This is a genomic window from Methylobacter sp. (assembly GCF_023227905.1).
GTDB lineage: Bacteria > Pseudomonadota > Gammaproteobacteria > Methylococcales > Methylomonadaceae > Methylobacter_A.
On the sequence record NZ_JALOCF010000014.1, the window covers coordinates 15,896 to 33,112 of the forward strand.

Below are 17,217 nucleotides of genomic sequence, written 5' to 3' on the forward strand. Positions count from 1 at the left end.
GGTAACATTCACGCAACTATTATTCCACTACGCCGAGGCTATTCATAGTGAAAAAGCAATCTAAAAGCGCACTTGATTCTGATGCTGTAAAAATCATGGAAGCCAGACATCATGATCCCTTTGCGATTCTAGGTCGCCATTTCAAAAACAATCACACTCAGGTTAAAGTGTATCTGCCCTATGCAGAAACAGTATGCTTTAGTCACAACGGCGCTGCTTTAAGCCGAGTACCCGATACGGACTTTTTTGAATATAACGCCGAACATGAACAATTGCCAGAACATTATCAATTGTCCTGGATCGACAAGAGCGGTTACAGCCATGAAAACTATGACCCGTATGATTTCGGCATCCAATTGCCGGAATTCGACCGGCATTTATTCGGCGAAGGCAGACACTGGCATATCTACCAAAAACTGGGCGGACATCTGCATAACGCCGATGGTATTGACGGGGTCTTATTTACGGTCTGGGCACCCAATGCCGGACGGGTTAGCGTGGTGGGCGATTTCAATCATTGGGACGGACGCTGCAACCCAATGCGCAGTTTGGGCGGCAGCGGCATCTGGGAACTGTTCGTGCCGGGCCTGCAAGTCGGCTGTTACTATAAGTTTGAGATACTAAATCGCCATACTCACGAAGTTCTGTTAAAAACCGACCCCTATGGCCAGCAGTTTGAGTTCCGTCCTAATACCTCGTCAATCGTGATCCATGAAGATAGCTATGCTTGGCAGGATCAACAATGGATGACTGACCGTGTTCGCCACAATTGGCTGCATGAGCCTATGTCTATTTACGAGGTTCATCTGGGCTCATGGCGGCGCGACCATCTGGGCAACTTCTTGAATTACCGCGAACTGGCCGTGCAGCTGGTCGATTATGTCAAAGAAATGGGTTTTACCCATGTTGAATTATTACCGGTAACCGAACATCCGCTGGATGCCTCCTGGGGTTATCAAACTACCGGCTATTTTGCTCCAACCAGCCGCCACGGCACACCGGACGATTTTCGCTATTTTATCGATACCTGCCATCAAAACGGTATCGGCGTCATTCTGGACTGGGTGCCCGCGCATTTCCCCAAAGACAGCTTTGCGCTGGCTCGTTTTGACGGTAGCGCGCTTTACGAACATGAAGACCCGCGCAAGGGCGAGCACCGTGATTGGGGCACATTAATTTATAACTACGGCCGCAATGAGGTTAAAAACTTCCTACTGTCCAGCGCTATTTTCTGGTTGGAGGAATTTCATCTTGACGGATTGCGCGTCGATGCCGTCGCTTCGATGCTGTACCTGGATTATTCCCGCAACGATAACGACTGGATTCCGAACATGTACGGCGGCAACGAAAATCTGGAAGCGATCGATTTTCTGAGAGAACTCAATTCCGTCACCCATCAACAACACCCCGGTACCGTGATGATGGCCGAAGAATCCACGTCCTGGCCGCAGGTGACCCGCCCGACCTGGACCGGCGGCTTGGGCTTCTCGATGAAATGGAATATGGGCTGGATGCATGACACGCTGGCGTACATGAGCCAGGAGCCGATACACCGCAAATATCATCATGACCAACTGACTTTCGGCATGCTCTATGCTTTCACCGAAAACTTCTGTCTGCCCTTTTCCCATGACGAAGTGGTGCATGGCAAAGGCTCATTAGTCAACAAAATGCCCGGAGATGAATGGCAGCGTTTCGCCAATCTTCGCTTGCTTTATACTTTGATGTACACCTATCCTGGCAAAAAACTGCTGTTTATGGGTTGCGAATTCGGGCAAGGCTCCGAATGGAATTTTAACAAGGACCTGGACTGGTATGTTCTGGATTATCCGCATCACAAAGGCGTGCAAGCGCTGGTAAAAGACCTGAATCATCTTTACAGGAAACAGCCGGCTTTATTCCAGCATGATTTCGACCACCAGGGTTTTGACTGGATCGATTGCCACGATGTACAACAGTCCATCATCAGTTATCGACGCAAAACCGAATTTGAAGAATTGATTGTTGTGATCAACTTTACCCCGGTAGTTCGCGAGCAATACCGGATTGGCGTACCCGTTGCAGGCACTTATACGGAAATATTCAATTCCGACTCCAGTTACTACGACGGCACCAATATCGGAAATAACGCGGCATTGTCAGAACCTACGCCGTGGATGAATCAGCCCCATTCTATCAGCCTTACTTTACCGCCTCTTGGAGCCGTAATTTTGAAATTATAGGTTTTAGACGAAGGGCGAAGGGCGAAGGGCGAAGGGCGAAAAAGTTTGCATCTAAATTTAAAAAGCATTCCAATTTTTAGCCTTTAGCCTTTAGCCTTTAGCCTTTAGCCTTGAAAATATCATCCGGTATTCCATGACAAACCTAACATCTGCTAAGCAATTACCATTAATAAAAACTAACAACCAAGGTAAATGAAAAAAATACTTTTTGTCACCAGTGAAGCCCACCCTTTAATTAAAACCGGCGGCTTGGCGGATGTTGCCGGCAGCCTGCCCAAGGCCTTGTCGGATCTGGGTGAAGATGTGCGCATTATCATGCCCAATTATCAGGCTATCAAAATGACCGACGAAGTTCGCTACCTGAGCACAGTCCATGTCAACAATTATGCGGTGAATATTCTGGAAACCCGGCTGCCGGAAGCCAACGTCATCGTGTGGCTGGTAGATTGTCCGGAATTCTTTGATTTTCCAGGCAATCCCTATGTTGATGAGCAAGGCGAGCTTTGGGAGAACAGCGCCGAACGTTTTGCGTTATTTTGCCGGGTCACAGTTGAAGTTGCGATGAACCGGAGCTGGCTGGATTGGAAACCCGACATCGTCCACTGCAACGACTGGCAAAGCGGACTTGTGCCTGCGTTGCTGTCACTGGAACACAACCGCCCCGCTACTGTTTTTACCATCCATAACATGGCCTATCAGGGCATCTTTCCAAGCGCGACTTACCTTTCATTAAACCTGCCCGGTCAGCTTTGGAATATGAACGGCATCGAGTTTCATAACAGGCTGTCCTTTCTTAAAGGCGGCCTGGTCTATTCCGACCGCATCACCACGGTAAGTCCGACTTACGCCCAGGAAATCCAAACGGCCGACTTCGGCTATGGACTGGAAGGCCTGCTAAGTTACCGAAAAGATTTTCTGAGCGGCATTATCAACGGCATAGATACCAATCATTGGAATCCGGAAACCGACGCCAACATCAAAAAAACATTCAACCACTTAACGCTGAATAACAAGCTTGTTAATAAAGAAGAGCTACAGCAAAGATTATCCCTGCCGATTGACAAAAACATTCCCATATTCGGGCTTATCAGCCGCTTGGTTGAGCAAAAAGGCATTGATCTGGTAATGGACTGTCTCCCCGAGATGCTCACTCACCCCCTGCAGTTTGTATTGCTTGGCAGCGGCAACAAAGAGTTTGAACAACGCCTGCAAGAGTTTGCCGAAAGCCATCCCGATAAAATATCGATCACTATCGGTTATGACGAAACGCTGGCGCATCTGATTGAAGCGGGCGTCGATATTTTTCTGATGCCATCCCGCTTTGAACCCTGCGGTTTAAATCAGATCTACAGCCTACGCTACGGCACCGTGCCCGTAGTCAGAAAAACAGGGGGACTGGCCGACACCGTCATCGATACTCTCCCGGAAACGCTGAACGATAACACCGCAACAGGGTTTGTTTTCGATGAAGCAAGCCCCGGTGCATTGATGGAGGCCATTAAACGCGCGCTTATCTTATACAGCCTCCCTGAAACCTGGAAACAATTACAAATCAACGGCATGCAAAAAGACTATTCTTGGACCAAGAGCGCCCAACAATACGTGGCTTTATATAACCAACTGTAATATCCCCTTTCATCAGACATAAATCCATAAAAACCAAGGCCATAACCGGCCTTGGTTTATCGGGTTAGGCTCGTTAACCCGATAAACCACCCGGCAAGAATTAGTAAACACTCAAATGACATTTAAATCAGCCCGTAGCGGATTCATCGTCGCCATCAGCATTATTGGCTTGTCGCACCTATTTTACGGAGTTAACTTATGGTGGCTGGCATTGCCAAGCACCATTTACCTGGCATTAACCGTTTACGGTTCGGCAGTCATTCAGTCCAACTTTCACGCCCATAGCTATTGCCAAGGGAATGTTTTGGAAAAAGCAATTGCCTTGTCGTTTGACGATGGCCCCAACCGGGAATACACCCCCCAAGTGCTGTCAACCTTGGCACAATACAATGCGCCGGCAACTTTTTTTGTCATCGGCAAGAACATTCAGGGCAATGAAAGCATTTTGAAGCAAATAGATGCTCAGGGGCACAGCATTGGCAACCACAGCTATACGCACTCTTTTTATCTGGACTTTAAAAGCTTGCAAGGCTTTAAAAATGAGCTAAACATGACCGCCGAGCGTGTTTTTGACGTTATCGGCAAACGCATGAAACTGTTCCGCCCGCCTTTTGGCGTGACTACGCCTAATCTTGCCAAAGCCGCGAGCGCATTAAATTACCACCTCATCGGCTGGAGCGTCCGTTCTTTGGATACTACGGCCGATTCCGCACAAGCCATAACCCGGCGCGTACAATCCCAAATCAAACCGGGCGCGATTATCCTGTTTCATGACTCTTCGGATAAAACCATCGAAGCGTTAAAACAAACGCTGAATTTTGCGAAGGAGAACGGCTATAAAATTGTCAGTGTAGAGCGGCTTTTAAAGATTGATGCTTATGAATAACTAATCGGCAGAGGGATGACATGAACACATCGTCTGCGAAAACCGCAAAAAGGTGGTTTGAAAGGCTGGGACGGATGGGCTAACACGCCCGGCGGACATTCCTAGCCGGGACAATATCTATCGATTTAATCTGTAGTCTAGCTTTTTCTCGGCGGTAATAGACAGTGCTTAACATCAATAATAAAAGAAAATTTCCCAGCAATTATCAGGAAAGTTACCCGATACCTTTTAACCGGTTTTATGAATAATAGGTCATTTTAATTAATAGCATTAATGACATGAACCGTTTAACCTTAATATTATTGAGTTTCTTATCATTCCCCGTGGCCTCTCTTGCTCACGGCCCCACCCCGCAAAAAGCCAAAGAAAGCATCACTATTAATGCCCCTGTCGATGAGGTCTGGAATGTAATCAAGCAATTCGATGCCATTGCCAGCTGGCATCCCGATGTCAAAGCCAGTTCAGGAGACGGCAAAAACGCCTCCGACGGCACCAGGACCATCACCCTGCAAAATGACGGGCAACTGGTGGAAAGCCTGGATTTTTATAGCGATAAAGATCATGAATACAATTACCGCCTTAAAGTCGAAAACGTAACGGCATTTCCAGTCGGTTCGTACACCACCAACCTCCAGGTAACGGCCGGTAGCGACGCCAACACCAGCGTAGTCACACTAAAAAGCCGATTCTATCGCGGCGATAGCGGCAATACCCCGCCGGAAAACCTGAATGACGCAGCAGCGGTTAAAGCGATGAATGCGTTTTTTAAGAATGGTTTGGAAGGGCTAAAACAAAAGCTGGAGAAATAAAGATATTTTAGGCAAAAGGCGAAAGGCAAATGACGAAAGATGTTTTTTCACCTTTCGCCTTTATGCCGATTCACAAGCTCCAGCTTGGAACCGGCGAAATCAGGATTTCACATCAGTTTGAATTGCCCCCCTTCGCCCTTCGCCTTTTATCATGATTAATTCTCGCGTGCTTCAATAAGCCCTTGCCGACTGGCCAACAAAGTCAGCTCGGCCAACGTTTCCGCACCCATTTTTTCCTTGATGACGGTACCGTGGTTGCATACCGTTTTATAACTCAAACACAATTTTTCCGCCGCTTTCCGAACGGTATAGCCATTCGCCAACAAACAAAACACATCAAACTCCCGAGGCGAAAGCAGCTTGATTTTTTCCGCTTCGTCCTGCTCGCCAGCCATCGAAACCGCCAGTTGCTGGGCAATCTCAGGATCGACATAAGTCCCGCCTTGGGCGATTTTATACACTGCGGTGACCAGCGTTTCAGGCACGCTGCTTTTAGTGATATAGCCCTTGGCTCCGGCTGCAAGCGCACGCGTCACATAGACCAATTCATTGTGAATGCTGAATACCAGAATTTTACAGTGCGGATCGCGATTGAGCAGCCTCCTGATGCTCTCAAAACCGCCAATGCCCGGCATCGATAAATCCGTCACCACAATATCCGGGTGATGTTGATTGTACATTTGACAAGCAGACTCCCCCCGATCCGCCTCATAAATCTGCCCGATTTTATCGGATAAGGAAAGATAGGCTTTGTAACCCGTCCGAACCACGGCATGATCATCCACCAATAACACACTAATTTTACCCGTCACCACATCGCTCCTTAACGCATCAAAACAGCCATCATGCCTGTATATACGAGGCAAATCGATAGGAGCTTTTCCCGTTTTATATCGGCAAACACAGCGCCTGAGTTACCGACTGTCCACGAAAAGCACAAAAAAAAATCCTGTTGCGGAGATTTCGTGTTTTTCGTGGACGATTCTTTTGGCGGATTCATATGGAAATCACCTTAATCGTCACAGACAAACGGCACAGGAAGTTTTCTTGATTTATTTCGGGATTTTTCCTGTCGATTTCCGGGCTTATTCCGTAACGCTACAAGCAAGCGCTCTCGTACTATGGGCGCCTGCTCAGCCCTGCCGCTCAATGAAGCATTGCAAACGTTTTGATCAAGAAAGCTAGTTACCTTACTCAACCTTTATTGATACGCACGGGCTTGGCTTTATATAAGTACAACAACCATCACCCCTGGAGGAACTATGCGGATTTCCAAATTCACCCGCACCGCTGTCGCATCCGCTGTCTGTAGCGGCGCCTTATTATCGGTTTCGATACCGGCACAGGCTAACAAAGCCCTGGACAGACTGTCAAAAGAAGATACCAACTGGGTCATGCAGACCAAAGACTACGGCGCAACCCACTTTAGCGATATGACCCAGATCAACGCGCACAACGTCCAGCATCTACAGCCGGTCTGGTCGTTTTCCACGGGCGTACTGAACGGGCATGAAGGCGGGCCGCTGGTTATTGACGGCATCATGTATGTGCATACCCCCTTCCCTAACAACATTTTTGCGATCGACCTGGATCAGCCGGACAAAATCCTGTGGGAATACAAGCCCAAGCAAAATCCCGCCGCCCGCGCGGTAGCCTGCTGCGACGTAGTCAACAGGGGTTTGGCTTACGCGCCCGCCGGTGACGGTTATCCGGCGACTATTTTCCAGAACCAGCTGGACGGCCATATCGTCGCGTTAAACGCCAAGACCGGCGAGTTGCTGTGGAAAATGGAAAATTCCGACATTGCGATGGGTTCCACGCTGACCGTCGCGCCTTTTGTGGCCAAGGACAAAGTCATCGTCGGCAGCTCGGGCGCTGAATTGGGCGTCAGAGGTTACGCCACGGCCTATAACATTAAAGACGGCAAACAGGCTTGGCGCGTTTACGCCACCGGCCCTGATGAAGATATAAAACTCTCAAAGGATTTTAACAGCGCCAACCCGCATTACGGCCAGTTCGGACTGGGCCTTAAAACCTGGGAAGGCGATGCCTGGAAAATCGGCGGCGGCACCAACTGGGGCTGGTATGCGTTCGATCCTGACCTGGACATGCTCTATTACGGTTCGGGCAACCCCGCGCCGTGGAATGAAACCATGCGTCCGGGCGACAACAAATGGACGATGACCATTTGGGGCCGCGACATCAACACCGGCGAAGCGAAATTCGGCTATCAAAAAACGCCGCACGACGAATGGGATTACGCCGGCGTCAACTACATGGGCTTATCGGAGCAGCTCGTTGACGGGAAAATGACCAAACTGCTGACCCACCCCGACCGCAATGGCCTGGTTTATACCCTGAACCGCGAAAACGGCGATTTGGTCAACGCCTTTAAAATCGACGATACCGTCAACTGGGTTAAAAAAGTCGATTTAAAAACCGGCCTGCCGGTTCGCGATCCCGAGTTTTCGACCCACATGGATCATGAAGCCAAAGGCATTTGCCCGTCCGCGATGGGTTATCACAACCAGGGTATCGAATCTTACGATCCGAACAAGAAACTGTTCTTCATGGGCACCAATCATATCTGCATGGACTGGGAACCGTTCATGCTGCCTTACCGTGCAGGCCAGTTCTTTGTCGGCGCGACGCTGAACATGTATCCGGGGCCTAAAGGCACCTTGGGACAAGTTAAAGCGATGAACTCCGTAACCGGCAAATTCGAATGGGAAGTCAAGGAGAAATTCGCGGTCTGGGGCGGCACCACCGCAACAGCGGGCGACCTGGTTTTCTACGGCACCCTGGACGGTTACATCAAAGCGCTGGATTCACGAAACGGCAAGGAATTGTGGAAATTCAAACTGCCTTCCGGCGTTATCGGCCACCCGATTACCTTTGGACATAAAGGCAAGCAGTATGTGGCGATTTACTACGGTGTCGGCGGCTGGCCCGGCGTTGGTTTAGTGTTCGACTTGCAAGACCCTACCGCGGGATTGGGTGCGGTCGGTGCGTTTAAAGAACTGGCCCACTACACACAACAAGGCGGCGGCGTGATGGTCTTTGCGTTGGGCTATTGATAACAGCGCAATTATTCAGATGTGCTAGTTCCCAAGTTCCAGCTCTCGTCTTTATACACAAGTGTCTGCGGGACACCGCGTCACCCCCTCGTTCCCACGCGCTGCGTGGGAATGCAGTACTGGACGCGCTGCGTCCAGTATAGGACGTAGGCCGGAATAAGCCCGCCCGGCGTCAGCAAGGGCGGGCATTTCCGGCAATCGGAGCGCCGGAAACACCAGTCCGTCGCTTAACGCGCGGACCGGCTTATTCCGGCCTACGTCAAGGTATGTATAACGATGAGAGCTACAGTCTGGGAACTAGCGAAGTAGCTACATTAAACCGGCATTAACGAGAGTAAATATGCAGATAAACAAATTTTTAATAACGGCTTTGTGCTTGGGAAGCAGTTTGGCAATAAGCCAAGCCAAAGCTGAAGCCACCAAACCGCTAAAAGTCTGCGCGGCGGAAAACGAAATGCCTTATTCCAATAAGGCAGGCGAAGGCTTCGAAAATAAACTGGCAGAACTGGTCGGCAAAGCCCTGGACAGAAAAGTCGAATACGTTTACTGGAACGACCCGCGTTACTACATACGCGACACGCTGGACAAAGGCTTGTGCGATCTGGCAATAGGCGTCGACAAAGGCGATCCCCGCGTCTTGACCACCCAGCCTTACTACCGATCCGGCTATGTTTTCATCTCGCGTGAAGCCGACAACCTGGACCTGCTTAACTGGGATAGCGAGGCATTACGCAAGGCGCAACGCATTGCTTTCATACCCGGCACGCCGCCCGAAGTGATGATGAAGGCTATCGGACGTTACAACGATATGTTCAATTATTCACAGGAATTGGTCGGATTTAAATCCAGGCGCAACCAGTACATCAAATACGAAGCCTCGAAACTGGTCTCCGAAATTTCATCAGGCCATGCCGAGATTGCCGCTCTTTGGGGCCCGTCTACCGCGCGTTATGTCAAAGCATCGTCCACGCCATTGGCGATGACGATGATTCCCGACGACAACGTTCGCGCAGACGGGCAAAAAGTCGACTTTCATTTCAGCACATCGATGGGCGTCCGGAAAAACGATCCGTTCTTACTGGCTCAGTTGAACAAGGTTATCGAAGACAATCGGGATGAAATAACCGAGCTATTGGAAGAGGAAGGCATCCCTTTAGTCGATGAACCCGATGCGCCTTAGAAAATCTTAAATAAATCAGGATCTACAAATGAACAGAAAAAAATTATTAGCCATTGCGACTGTCAGTCTGGCGTTGACCAGCTCGGCAGCCTTGGCGGAAATAACCTTTCGTAACGCCATTACCGGCGCGCCGCTGGATATGAGCGTCGCCAAATCGGGCGGTAACGAAGCCGTTTTCAATCAATTCAAGGAAACGGGCAAAAACCCCTACAACGGCGATAAGGAAGCCATACAAAAGGGGCACGACCTTTATTTGACCGCCTGTTCCGGCTGCCACGGCCACGAAGCCGAAGGCAAACTAGGGCCCGGACTGGCGGACGACTACTGGACCTATCCGTCTGCCGCCACCGATCAGGGCTTGTTTGAAATCTTGTTCGGCGGCGCCAGCGGCATGATGGGGCCGCAATACGTCAATCTATCGACCGATGAAATGCTGATGATCATGTCCTGGGTACGGGACATCTACACAGGTAATCCTAAAAAAGCCAAATGGTTAAAATAGAGAGGAAACACAGATGAAAAAAATGCTTTTAATTAATGCAGGCGTCGTGTTGGTGGCGTTGTCCTATTCGGCCATCGCCTACGACGGTCAAAATTGCAAGGAACCAGGCGTTTGCTGGGAGCCCAAACCGGGCTACCCGGAAAAAGTGGCGGGCAGCAAGTATGACCCGAAACATGATGTCAATGAACTGAATAAGCAAGCCCAATCGGTTATAGAAATGGAAGAGCGCAATAAAAAACGCCAGGAACATTTAGCCAAGACCGGCAAGTTTGTTTATGACGTAGACGACATCGAATAGCCATTGTTTTGGGCATAGATGCATTGCGCCTTTCTTCCCCTTGTGAGCCTGTTTGTATCTTATGCCCTTTTTTCTTTTTTATCGTTTCTCGTTCCCACGCGGCGCGTGGGAACGAGGGGAAAACCAGCGTTTTTTATAAAGCTAATGAACACAGACACCCAGCTTACCGACTGGCGCGAGCAAGCGTTACAGTTTGAACAACAAATCAACCAAACCGTTATCGGCCTGCAACCTGCGGCCAGGAATATTATCCTGGCCGTTTTTGCCAGAGGCCATGTATTGCTGGAAGGCAATGTCGGCGTAGGCAAAACCACGCTGCTAAGAGCGGTTGCCCAAGGCTTGGGCGGCGATTATCAGCGCATTGAAGGCACTATCGACCTGATGCCCGCCGACTTGATTTATTACACCTATTTAAACGACCAAGGCCGTCCGTGCGTCGATCCGGGACCTTTGCTGAAACACGGCGACACGCTCGCCACCTTCTTCTTCAACGAAATCAATCGCGCCCGCCCGCAAGTCCATGCCTTGCTGTTGAGGGCGATGGCCGAACGCAGCATCAACGCCTTTAACCGCGACTATCATTTTCCGCACATCCAAGTTTTTGCCGACCGCAACCGCGTCGAGAAAGAAGAAACCTTTGAGCTGCCCGCAGCCGCCAAAGACCGCTTTATGATGGAAATCAATATCGACATGCCCGGCGCGGATGCTGAACTGGACGAGCTGATGTTCAATCCCCGTTTTCACGATACCGACCAGCTTGTTGCAGGAGTCGCTAACAGCGGCATTTACTACCGGCTCAATGAGCTGGCACAAACCGTGCAGCAACGCATACAGACCAGTCCCAAACTCCATACTTACGCGCTGGGTTTATGGAAAGCCACGCATCGGCCGCAACAATACGGCATTCAATTAAGCGATGTCGAAATGCCGCAATTGTTAATGGCCGGCGCCAGTCCGCGCGGCATGAGTTACTTGGTCCGCGCCGCCAAAACCCGCGCATGGCTGGAACATAGGGATCATGTCTTGCCGGAAGATTTGCAAGCAGTTTTTCCGGTCTGCATGAGCCATCGGCTGTTTTTAAACCCGATGTATAGCTACAGGAAAGAACAGCTGTTGCCCGAATTGATCGAGGGGATTTTGGACCAGGTGGCAGCGCCTTAATAAAAAAACTTCACCACGAAGACACGAAGGACACGAAGAAAAAAATATAAAACTTCGTGCTCTTCGTGTCTTCGTGGTGAATTAATCGAATATACGGCCATTTCGCCTAATGGCATAAAACGAGAAAAATATCGTACCCCATGACCGAAACGCTACATTATCGCCTCCCCTGGCAATCAAGTTCCGTCTATCCCGGCGCGCATCCCGGACAAATGATCGGCGCCGGACAGCTGTTCAAACGCCACGAACCGCTGATTGCCAGCCCCGACCCCCGACGAATAGACTTGCGCGCCAGTGTGCTCGACCCGTTTTCGTCGTATCGGGTGCGCGTCTACCAACAGCAAAGCAGCGTCAACGTCTATCTGCTTGCCGATATGTCGGCATCGATGGGCTATGCCGATAAACAACAAACCCTGCTCCGTTTTTTACTGACCGCCGCCCATTCGGCTTTCGATTACGGCGACAAATTCGGCTTTATCGGCTGCACCGGGCGTATCGAGCATCGCTGGCTGCTTCCCGCCGGTCAACACTGGGGACGGGTATCGGCACTGGCAAAACAACTGGAAGGCCTTAGCTTTAGCGGCAACGCAAAAGGACTTCAAAATGCGGTAGCCTTTCTGCCTGCCGAGCGCTCGCTGGTATTTTTATTGTCCGACTGCCATTTTCCGCTGCCTCAGTTGCACGCCGTATTAGGCTCGCTACAGGCTCACGATGTGATCCCGCTGGTGCTATGGAATCAGGACGAATACGCGGCCTTGCCCAATTGGGGCCTTATTTCTTTCCAGGACATGGAAAACCATGCGACCCGCACGCTGTTCATGCGTCCGGCCTTGCGGCAAAAAATAGTCGCCACCTACCGGCAACGCCAACACGACCTGAAACATATCTTCAGGGCCTTTGGCAATGAGCCGTTGTTTATTACCGAAGGCTACAACACCCAAACCATTAATCGTCATTTGCAGCAGAGGGTCGCATGAGAATCCTGTTCATCCTGGTGTTGTCGCTGCTGGGCTGTTCCGGCTCGATCGACGAGCCGGCCAGCTATTTTAACGTCGAAACGCCGCGCCCTTTCGGTTACGTTAACGGCGATGAAATCCCCCAACGCATCGTGATCGAAACCCGCTCGGGCATCAGTTTGCAACCCGGCAGCTTACCCGCCAAAGGCCAAATCAACCGTTGGCTTAACCTGAATCAGGTCACGGTCAAACAAAGCGGGCAGCATTATCAAATCGACTTGCTGTACCAGGTTTTTTACGCGCCGCTGGAGGTTAAATCGTTAACCCTGCCCGGCTTTACCGTGCAGCTCAGCCAGGGCGAAAAAAGCATCAGCCAAAACGTCCCCGCCTGGACTTTTACGCTGTCCCCGCTCAGGGAGTTGATCGCGCGCCAAAGCGAACAAGGCGAATACATGCGCCCCGACATCCAGCCGCCGTTATTAACAAATACCCATGCCTTGTACGGCTTGTCCGCCGGCCTGAGCGTTGCCGTACTGATAGCAGTCTATCTGGGCTATTTATACGGATGCTTTCCCGGCATGCCGCGGCGCACCGTGTTTAAACGGGCATTACGCAAACTGGCGGGACTGTCCAAAGCCGACATGGAACAAGCCTTGACCGTTGTTCATCAGGCCTTGAACAGCCTCAACGGACAGCCGCTGTTTGCTAACCGCCTGAGCGATTTTTACCGGCGCAATCCGCAGTATCTGCAAATAAACGCCCAATTGCTTTGGTTTTTCACCTACTCCAATCGTTACTTTTTTTCCGACGGCATGATTGTTGTCGCGCAGGATTTACAACAACTAAAAGACCTCTGCGAACAATGCCGGAAAATCGAGCGGGGCAGCCGATGAATTTGGCGGTTAATACCCCTTGGGCTTTGACAGGCCTGCTGCTCACCCTGTTGCCGCTGTTCAATAGCGGCATGCGTACCAGCCCCGCGCCGTGGACGGCGTTGATACCCGGCGACACGCTGTCGGTTTTTATCGTCTGTTGTTTACGGCTATGCGCCATGGCGGCCATCGCTGGACTGGTGCTGGGCATGGCGGGCCTGCATCGCACCGAACAAAGCCGGGAAAGGATCGGTCACGGCGCGCATATCGTGTTATTGCTCGATCGCAGCAGCAGCATGGATAACACCTTTGCAGGACGCGCACCGAACGGTGTTGAGGAATCCAAAGCCACGGCCGCACGGCGGTTATTGACCGATTTTGTCAAACAACGGCAAACCGATTTAATCGGGGTCGCGGAATATAGCACCTCACCCTTGTTTGTAATGCCGCTGACCGAAAACAAAAACGCGGTACAGGCGGCGATTGCCGCGACCGCGACACCGGCGCTGGGTTTTACCCATGTCAGCAAAGGCTTGGGCATGGCTATCTCATTTTTCGAACAACAACCGGTCACCGGCTCACGTATCGTGCTGCTGGTTTCGGACGGGGCGGCGGCAATCGATCACGACAGCGAACAGAAATTGCGCGAATGGTTTAAACAACAGCAAGTCCGCCTGTACTGGATTTTCCTGCGCACTGCAGGCAGCCCCGGCATTTTCGATCAGCCTGAAGACAGCCGGGACGATAATGCCCAAGCCATGCCCGAACTGTATCTGCACAAGTTTTTCCTGGGGCTCGGCAGCCCCTATCAGGCTTATGAAGCGGAAAGCCCGGACGCGTTAAAGCAGGCGATTGCCGACATCAACCAGTTGGAAAACCTGCCGATGCACTATTTCGAACGCATCCCCAAACAGGACTTGTCGGCAGCCTGCTACAACGTAGCGGCCTTCTTGCTGCTGGTTCTGCTGGGCGTTAAATTTTTTGAGGTCAAACGATGATAAGAACGATCAGGCATATAACGCTGTGGGCCGCGTTGGCGCTCAGTTTAGCGGCTTTCGTTTACAGCGCCGGCGCGTTGTATGGCATCCATCAAAACAATGACTTAATCCGGCAATTGGTTTCGGGCAAGGATGTGGCCGTTAATAAAGTGATTGGCGGCGAGCCGGAACTGAGACTGGCGCGGGCTTTTTATTTTAAACAAAAACACCGCTACGACGAGGCCTTGTCGACCCTGAGTCTGATTATGAACAAAGGCGACCGGAACTTCCAGGCCAAAGTCCGCTACAACCTCGGTAACCTGTATCTGGAGCAAGCCATACAGCAGGCCTTAGCCATGAATATCAACGAAGCAATGCCTTTGGCCGGATTGGCGAAACAGGCCTACCGGCAGTCTTTGGCGTTAAACAGCAGAGACTGGGATGCCAAATACAACCTTGAAGTCGCCATGCGTTTACTGCCGGAAATGGACAGGGGCGACATGCCGGACGACGAACCCACACAGCAGAAATCTCAGTTGTGGACGACAGTGCCGGGGTTTCCGCGTGGGTTGCCTTGAGTTTAGATATTTTTCCATCTCGTTCCCACGCGCCGCGTGGGAACGCAGTCAAGGCGCGCTGCGCCGCGAATCACGGTCAACATATAGAAATACGCATTGCACAAATACGGGACGCAGCGCGTCCGGCACGGCATTCCCACGCGGCGCGTGGGAACGAGGAAAAAACAATGAGCAAAACATTAAAAGATTATCGAACCTGGTGCCTGCTGCTGGCGGTTTTAGCGATGCTGGTGCTGTTCCTATACCCCAGCAAGCAACAAAAAACGCCAACCTACAACTACACCTTTATTATCGACATCACCCGCAGCATGAATGCGACCGACTACCAACAAGACAACCAAGCCGTCAGCCGCCTGCATTTTGTTAAGCAAACTTTGCGCGAACTGTTGCAAAAACTGCCTTGCGAATCCAAAGTCGGCCTGGGCCTGTTTACCGAAAGGCGCTCAACCCTGTTATTCGAGCCGCTGGAAGTTTGTTCGGCGTACACGGAAATAGACACCGCCATCAGCAAAGTCGACTGGCGCATGGCCTGGGCGGCAGACAGCAATATCGCCAAAGGTCTGCTGAGTACGCTGGAAATGCTCAAAAAAAGCGACAGTTCGGTGATCTTCATTACCGACGGCCAGGAAGCGCCGCCCGTTAATCCCAATTACCCAACCGATTTTTCCACGATAAAGGGACAAGCAAAAGGCATGATTATCGGCGTCGGCGGCTTGCAGGCTGTGCCTATCCCCAAGTTTGACAGCCTGGGCAAACAAACCGGATTTTATGCCCAGGGCGACGTACCGCACCGCTCTTCGTTCGGGCAATCCAATTTAGACCCGTCGCAAATCAAAGGCTACAACGCACGCAACGCCCCGTTCGGCAACGAAGCCGCCACAGGCAACGAGCATTTAAGCGCTTTACATGAAACCTATTTGGAAAACCTGGGTGCCGAATCCGGTTTGGCTTACGCCCGCTTAACCGACTTGCAAAACCTGAGCCTGGCATTACAAAACCCTAAACTGGCGACTGAAAAAATTGTACAGACCGATATTCGCTGGCAACCGGCCTTGTTGGCATTACTGATGCTCAGCCTCGTCTATCTGCCGAGAGTCTATCTATTCCGTCGATTTTTTTCGCTGATTCCCAAGCTCCAGAGACTGTGAAAGTATTCGTTTTAGAACAAAAGCAAAAGCATTACACCACGAAGGCATGAAGGACACGAAGTTTTCAATACATTGAGTTTAAATAATTATTTTTCCTTCATGATCTTCGTATCGCCTAAAGGCGCCTACTGTTGGCTTCGTGGTGAATAGGTTTTTAAAATGATTTTGATAATACTTTTACAGTCTCTCCAGCTTGGGCGTCGGTAACCGCCTTTCGTTATCCATTCTCTTGAGAAATCATCCATGAACAAACAGAACCTGCTATCAACTCATAATCTTTTTACGCTACGTTTACTTTTGTCGGTGCTCGGTGCCTACATCGGCTATACCTATCGGCATACCAGCCACGATTATTGGTTTGCGATGATGTTCCTGTTTACCGCTATCGCCATCACTCCCGGCTATTATCGATTCAAGCAGCATGGCGATAACCTCAAAGCGCTTATCGAGCGGCTGCTGCATTGGTCAGGCGGCTTGTGCGCGGGCATTGTGATTTACGCCTACCACAATTCAGGAAGAATATTTCACGAAGAAGCCGGTTTGATCGTGCTGTTAATACTGGCGTTAACGACTTATCTGGATGGCATAAAAAGAGGCTGGCGCTGTATTTTTGCCGGGTTATTCCTGGGCCTGATAACTGTTTGCGTCGCATATTTCGATAGTTACATCTGGCAGCTAATGGTACTTGCGGCCGTTGCGGTTATTTACAGTCGTTACCACCAATTCGATGACGACGCGCAGGCGGATACCGGCCTTTTGTAGCAATCGCGCGAAAGGAGACGGTGAAGCGATCTGTAAGCGGGCGGCAGACCTTCCAGGTTTTTAAAACCTGGAAGGTTTAACCCGCATCTCCCAAGTAAAGCGCCGCGAATATAGAAAATCGGTGCATATTCATCATCCCAGTGTGAAACGACAAATCAATCAT

The 17,217-nt window shown here is 50.7% G+C and carries 17 protein-coding genes; 16 read left to right on the top strand and 1 reads right to left on the bottom strand.

The window, feature by feature from the left end:
• The first annotated feature begins 47 nt into the window (after positions 1-47).
• The 5 genes from glgB to M0R47_RS07755 all read left to right on the top strand — a co-directional run bounded on the left by glgB (position 48) and on the right by M0R47_RS07755 (position 5,698).
• A complete protein-coding gene (gene glgB / locus M0R47_RS07735; protein WP_292552710.1) occupies positions 48-2,222 on the top strand; it encodes a 1,4-alpha-glucan branching protein GlgB in 2,175 nt (724 codons plus the stop codon).
• A 192-nt stretch (positions 2,223-2,414) separates the two neighbouring features.
• On the top strand, positions 2,415-3,848 hold the full coding sequence (glgA, locus tag M0R47_RS07740) for a glycogen synthase GlgA (RefSeq protein WP_292552713.1): 1,434 nt from the start codon (positions 2,415-2,417) through the stop codon (positions 3,846-3,848).
• A gap of 115 nt (positions 3,849-3,963) precedes the next feature.
• Entirely contained in the window at positions 3,964-4,734 is a 771-nt protein-coding gene (locus M0R47_RS07745) for a polysaccharide deacetylase family protein (RefSeq protein WP_292552717.1), read from the top strand.
• A gap of 278 nt (positions 4,735-5,012) precedes the next feature.
• Positions 5,013-5,543: an SRPBCC family protein gene (locus tag M0R47_RS07750; protein WP_292552720.1), complete on the top strand. Its 531-nt coding sequence runs from the start codon at positions 5,013-5,015 to the stop codon at positions 5,541-5,543.
• Between the two features lie 29 nt (positions 5,544-5,572).
• On the top strand, positions 5,573-5,698 hold the full coding sequence (locus tag M0R47_RS07755; protein ID WP_292552723.1) for a hypothetical protein: 126 nt from the start codon (positions 5,573-5,575) through the stop codon (positions 5,696-5,698).
• Here M0R47_RS07755 and M0R47_RS07760 read toward each other — a convergent pair whose 3' ends face one another.
• Entirely contained in the window at positions 5,699-6,355 is a 657-nt protein-coding gene (locus tag M0R47_RS07760; RefSeq protein ID WP_292552725.1) for a response regulator transcription factor, read from the bottom strand.
• 450 nt (positions 6,356-6,805) lie between these two features.
• Here M0R47_RS07760 and M0R47_RS07765 point away from each other — a divergent pair, with 450 nt between their 5' ends.
• From M0R47_RS07765 to M0R47_RS07815, 11 genes are all read left to right on the top strand, one after another.
• Positions 6,806-8,620 carry a methanol/ethanol family PQQ-dependent dehydrogenase gene (locus M0R47_RS07765; protein ID WP_292552727.1) on the top strand — a complete coding sequence of 605 codons (1,815 nt, stop codon included), beginning with the start codon at positions 6,806-6,808 and terminating at the stop codon, positions 8,618-8,620.
• Between the two features lie 340 nt (positions 8,621-8,960).
• Positions 8,961-9,800 (top strand): methanol oxidation system protein MoxJ, encoded by an 840-nt coding sequence (moxJ, locus tag M0R47_RS07770; protein ID WP_292552729.1) that lies wholly within the window; start codon positions 8,961-8,963, stop codon positions 9,798-9,800.
• A gap of 28 nt (positions 9,801-9,828) precedes the next feature.
• Positions 9,829-10,302: a cytochrome c(L), periplasmic gene (gene moxG, locus M0R47_RS07775; protein ID WP_292552732.1), complete on the top strand. Its 474-nt coding sequence runs from the start codon at positions 9,829-9,831 to the stop codon at positions 10,300-10,302.
• Positions 10,303-10,315: 13 nt separating this feature from the next.
• Positions 10,316-10,600 carry a methanol dehydrogenase [cytochrome c] subunit gene (locus M0R47_RS07780; RefSeq protein ID WP_292552735.1) on the top strand — a complete coding sequence of 95 codons (285 nt, stop codon included), beginning with the start codon at positions 10,316-10,318 and terminating at the stop codon, positions 10,598-10,600.
• A 144-nt stretch (positions 10,601-10,744) separates the two neighbouring features.
• Positions 10,745-11,761 carry a MoxR family ATPase gene (locus M0R47_RS07785; RefSeq protein WP_292552738.1) on the top strand — a complete coding sequence of 339 codons (1,017 nt, stop codon included), beginning with the start codon at positions 10,745-10,747 and terminating at the stop codon, positions 11,759-11,761.
• A gap of 140 nt (positions 11,762-11,901) precedes the next feature.
• Positions 11,902-12,738, top strand: coding sequence for an MxaS protein (locus tag M0R47_RS07790; protein ID WP_292552740.1), 837 nt, complete (start codon positions 11,902-11,904; stop codon positions 12,736-12,738).
• Positions 12,735-13,610: a nonribosomal peptide synthetase MxaA gene (locus M0R47_RS07795; protein ID WP_292552742.1), complete on the top strand. Its 876-nt coding sequence runs from the start codon at positions 12,735-12,737 to the stop codon at positions 13,608-13,610. The genes M0R47_RS07790 and M0R47_RS07795 overlap by 4 nt, the downstream gene beginning before the upstream one ends.
• Complete coding sequence (locus tag M0R47_RS07800; RefSeq protein ID WP_292552879.1) at positions 13,607-14,587, top strand: vWA domain-containing protein; 981 nt, start codon at positions 13,607-13,609, stop codon at positions 14,585-14,587. The genes M0R47_RS07795 and M0R47_RS07800 overlap by 4 nt, the downstream gene beginning before the upstream one ends.
• A complete protein-coding gene (locus M0R47_RS07805) occupies positions 14,584-15,144 on the top strand; it encodes an MxaK protein (RefSeq protein WP_292552743.1) in 561 nt (186 codons plus the stop codon). Before M0R47_RS07800 ends, M0R47_RS07805 begins: the two co-directional genes overlap by 4 nt.
• A gap of 167 nt (positions 15,145-15,311) precedes the next feature.
• On the top strand, positions 15,312-16,292 hold the full coding sequence (locus tag M0R47_RS07810; RefSeq protein WP_292552746.1) for a vWA domain-containing protein: 981 nt from the start codon (positions 15,312-15,314) through the stop codon (positions 16,290-16,292).
• A 243-nt stretch (positions 16,293-16,535) separates the two neighbouring features.
• Positions 16,536-17,054, top strand: a complete 519-nt coding sequence (locus M0R47_RS07815) for a hypothetical protein (RefSeq protein ID WP_292552749.1) — start codon at positions 16,536-16,538, stop codon at positions 17,052-17,054.
• Positions 17,055-17,217 lie beyond the last annotated feature (163 nt).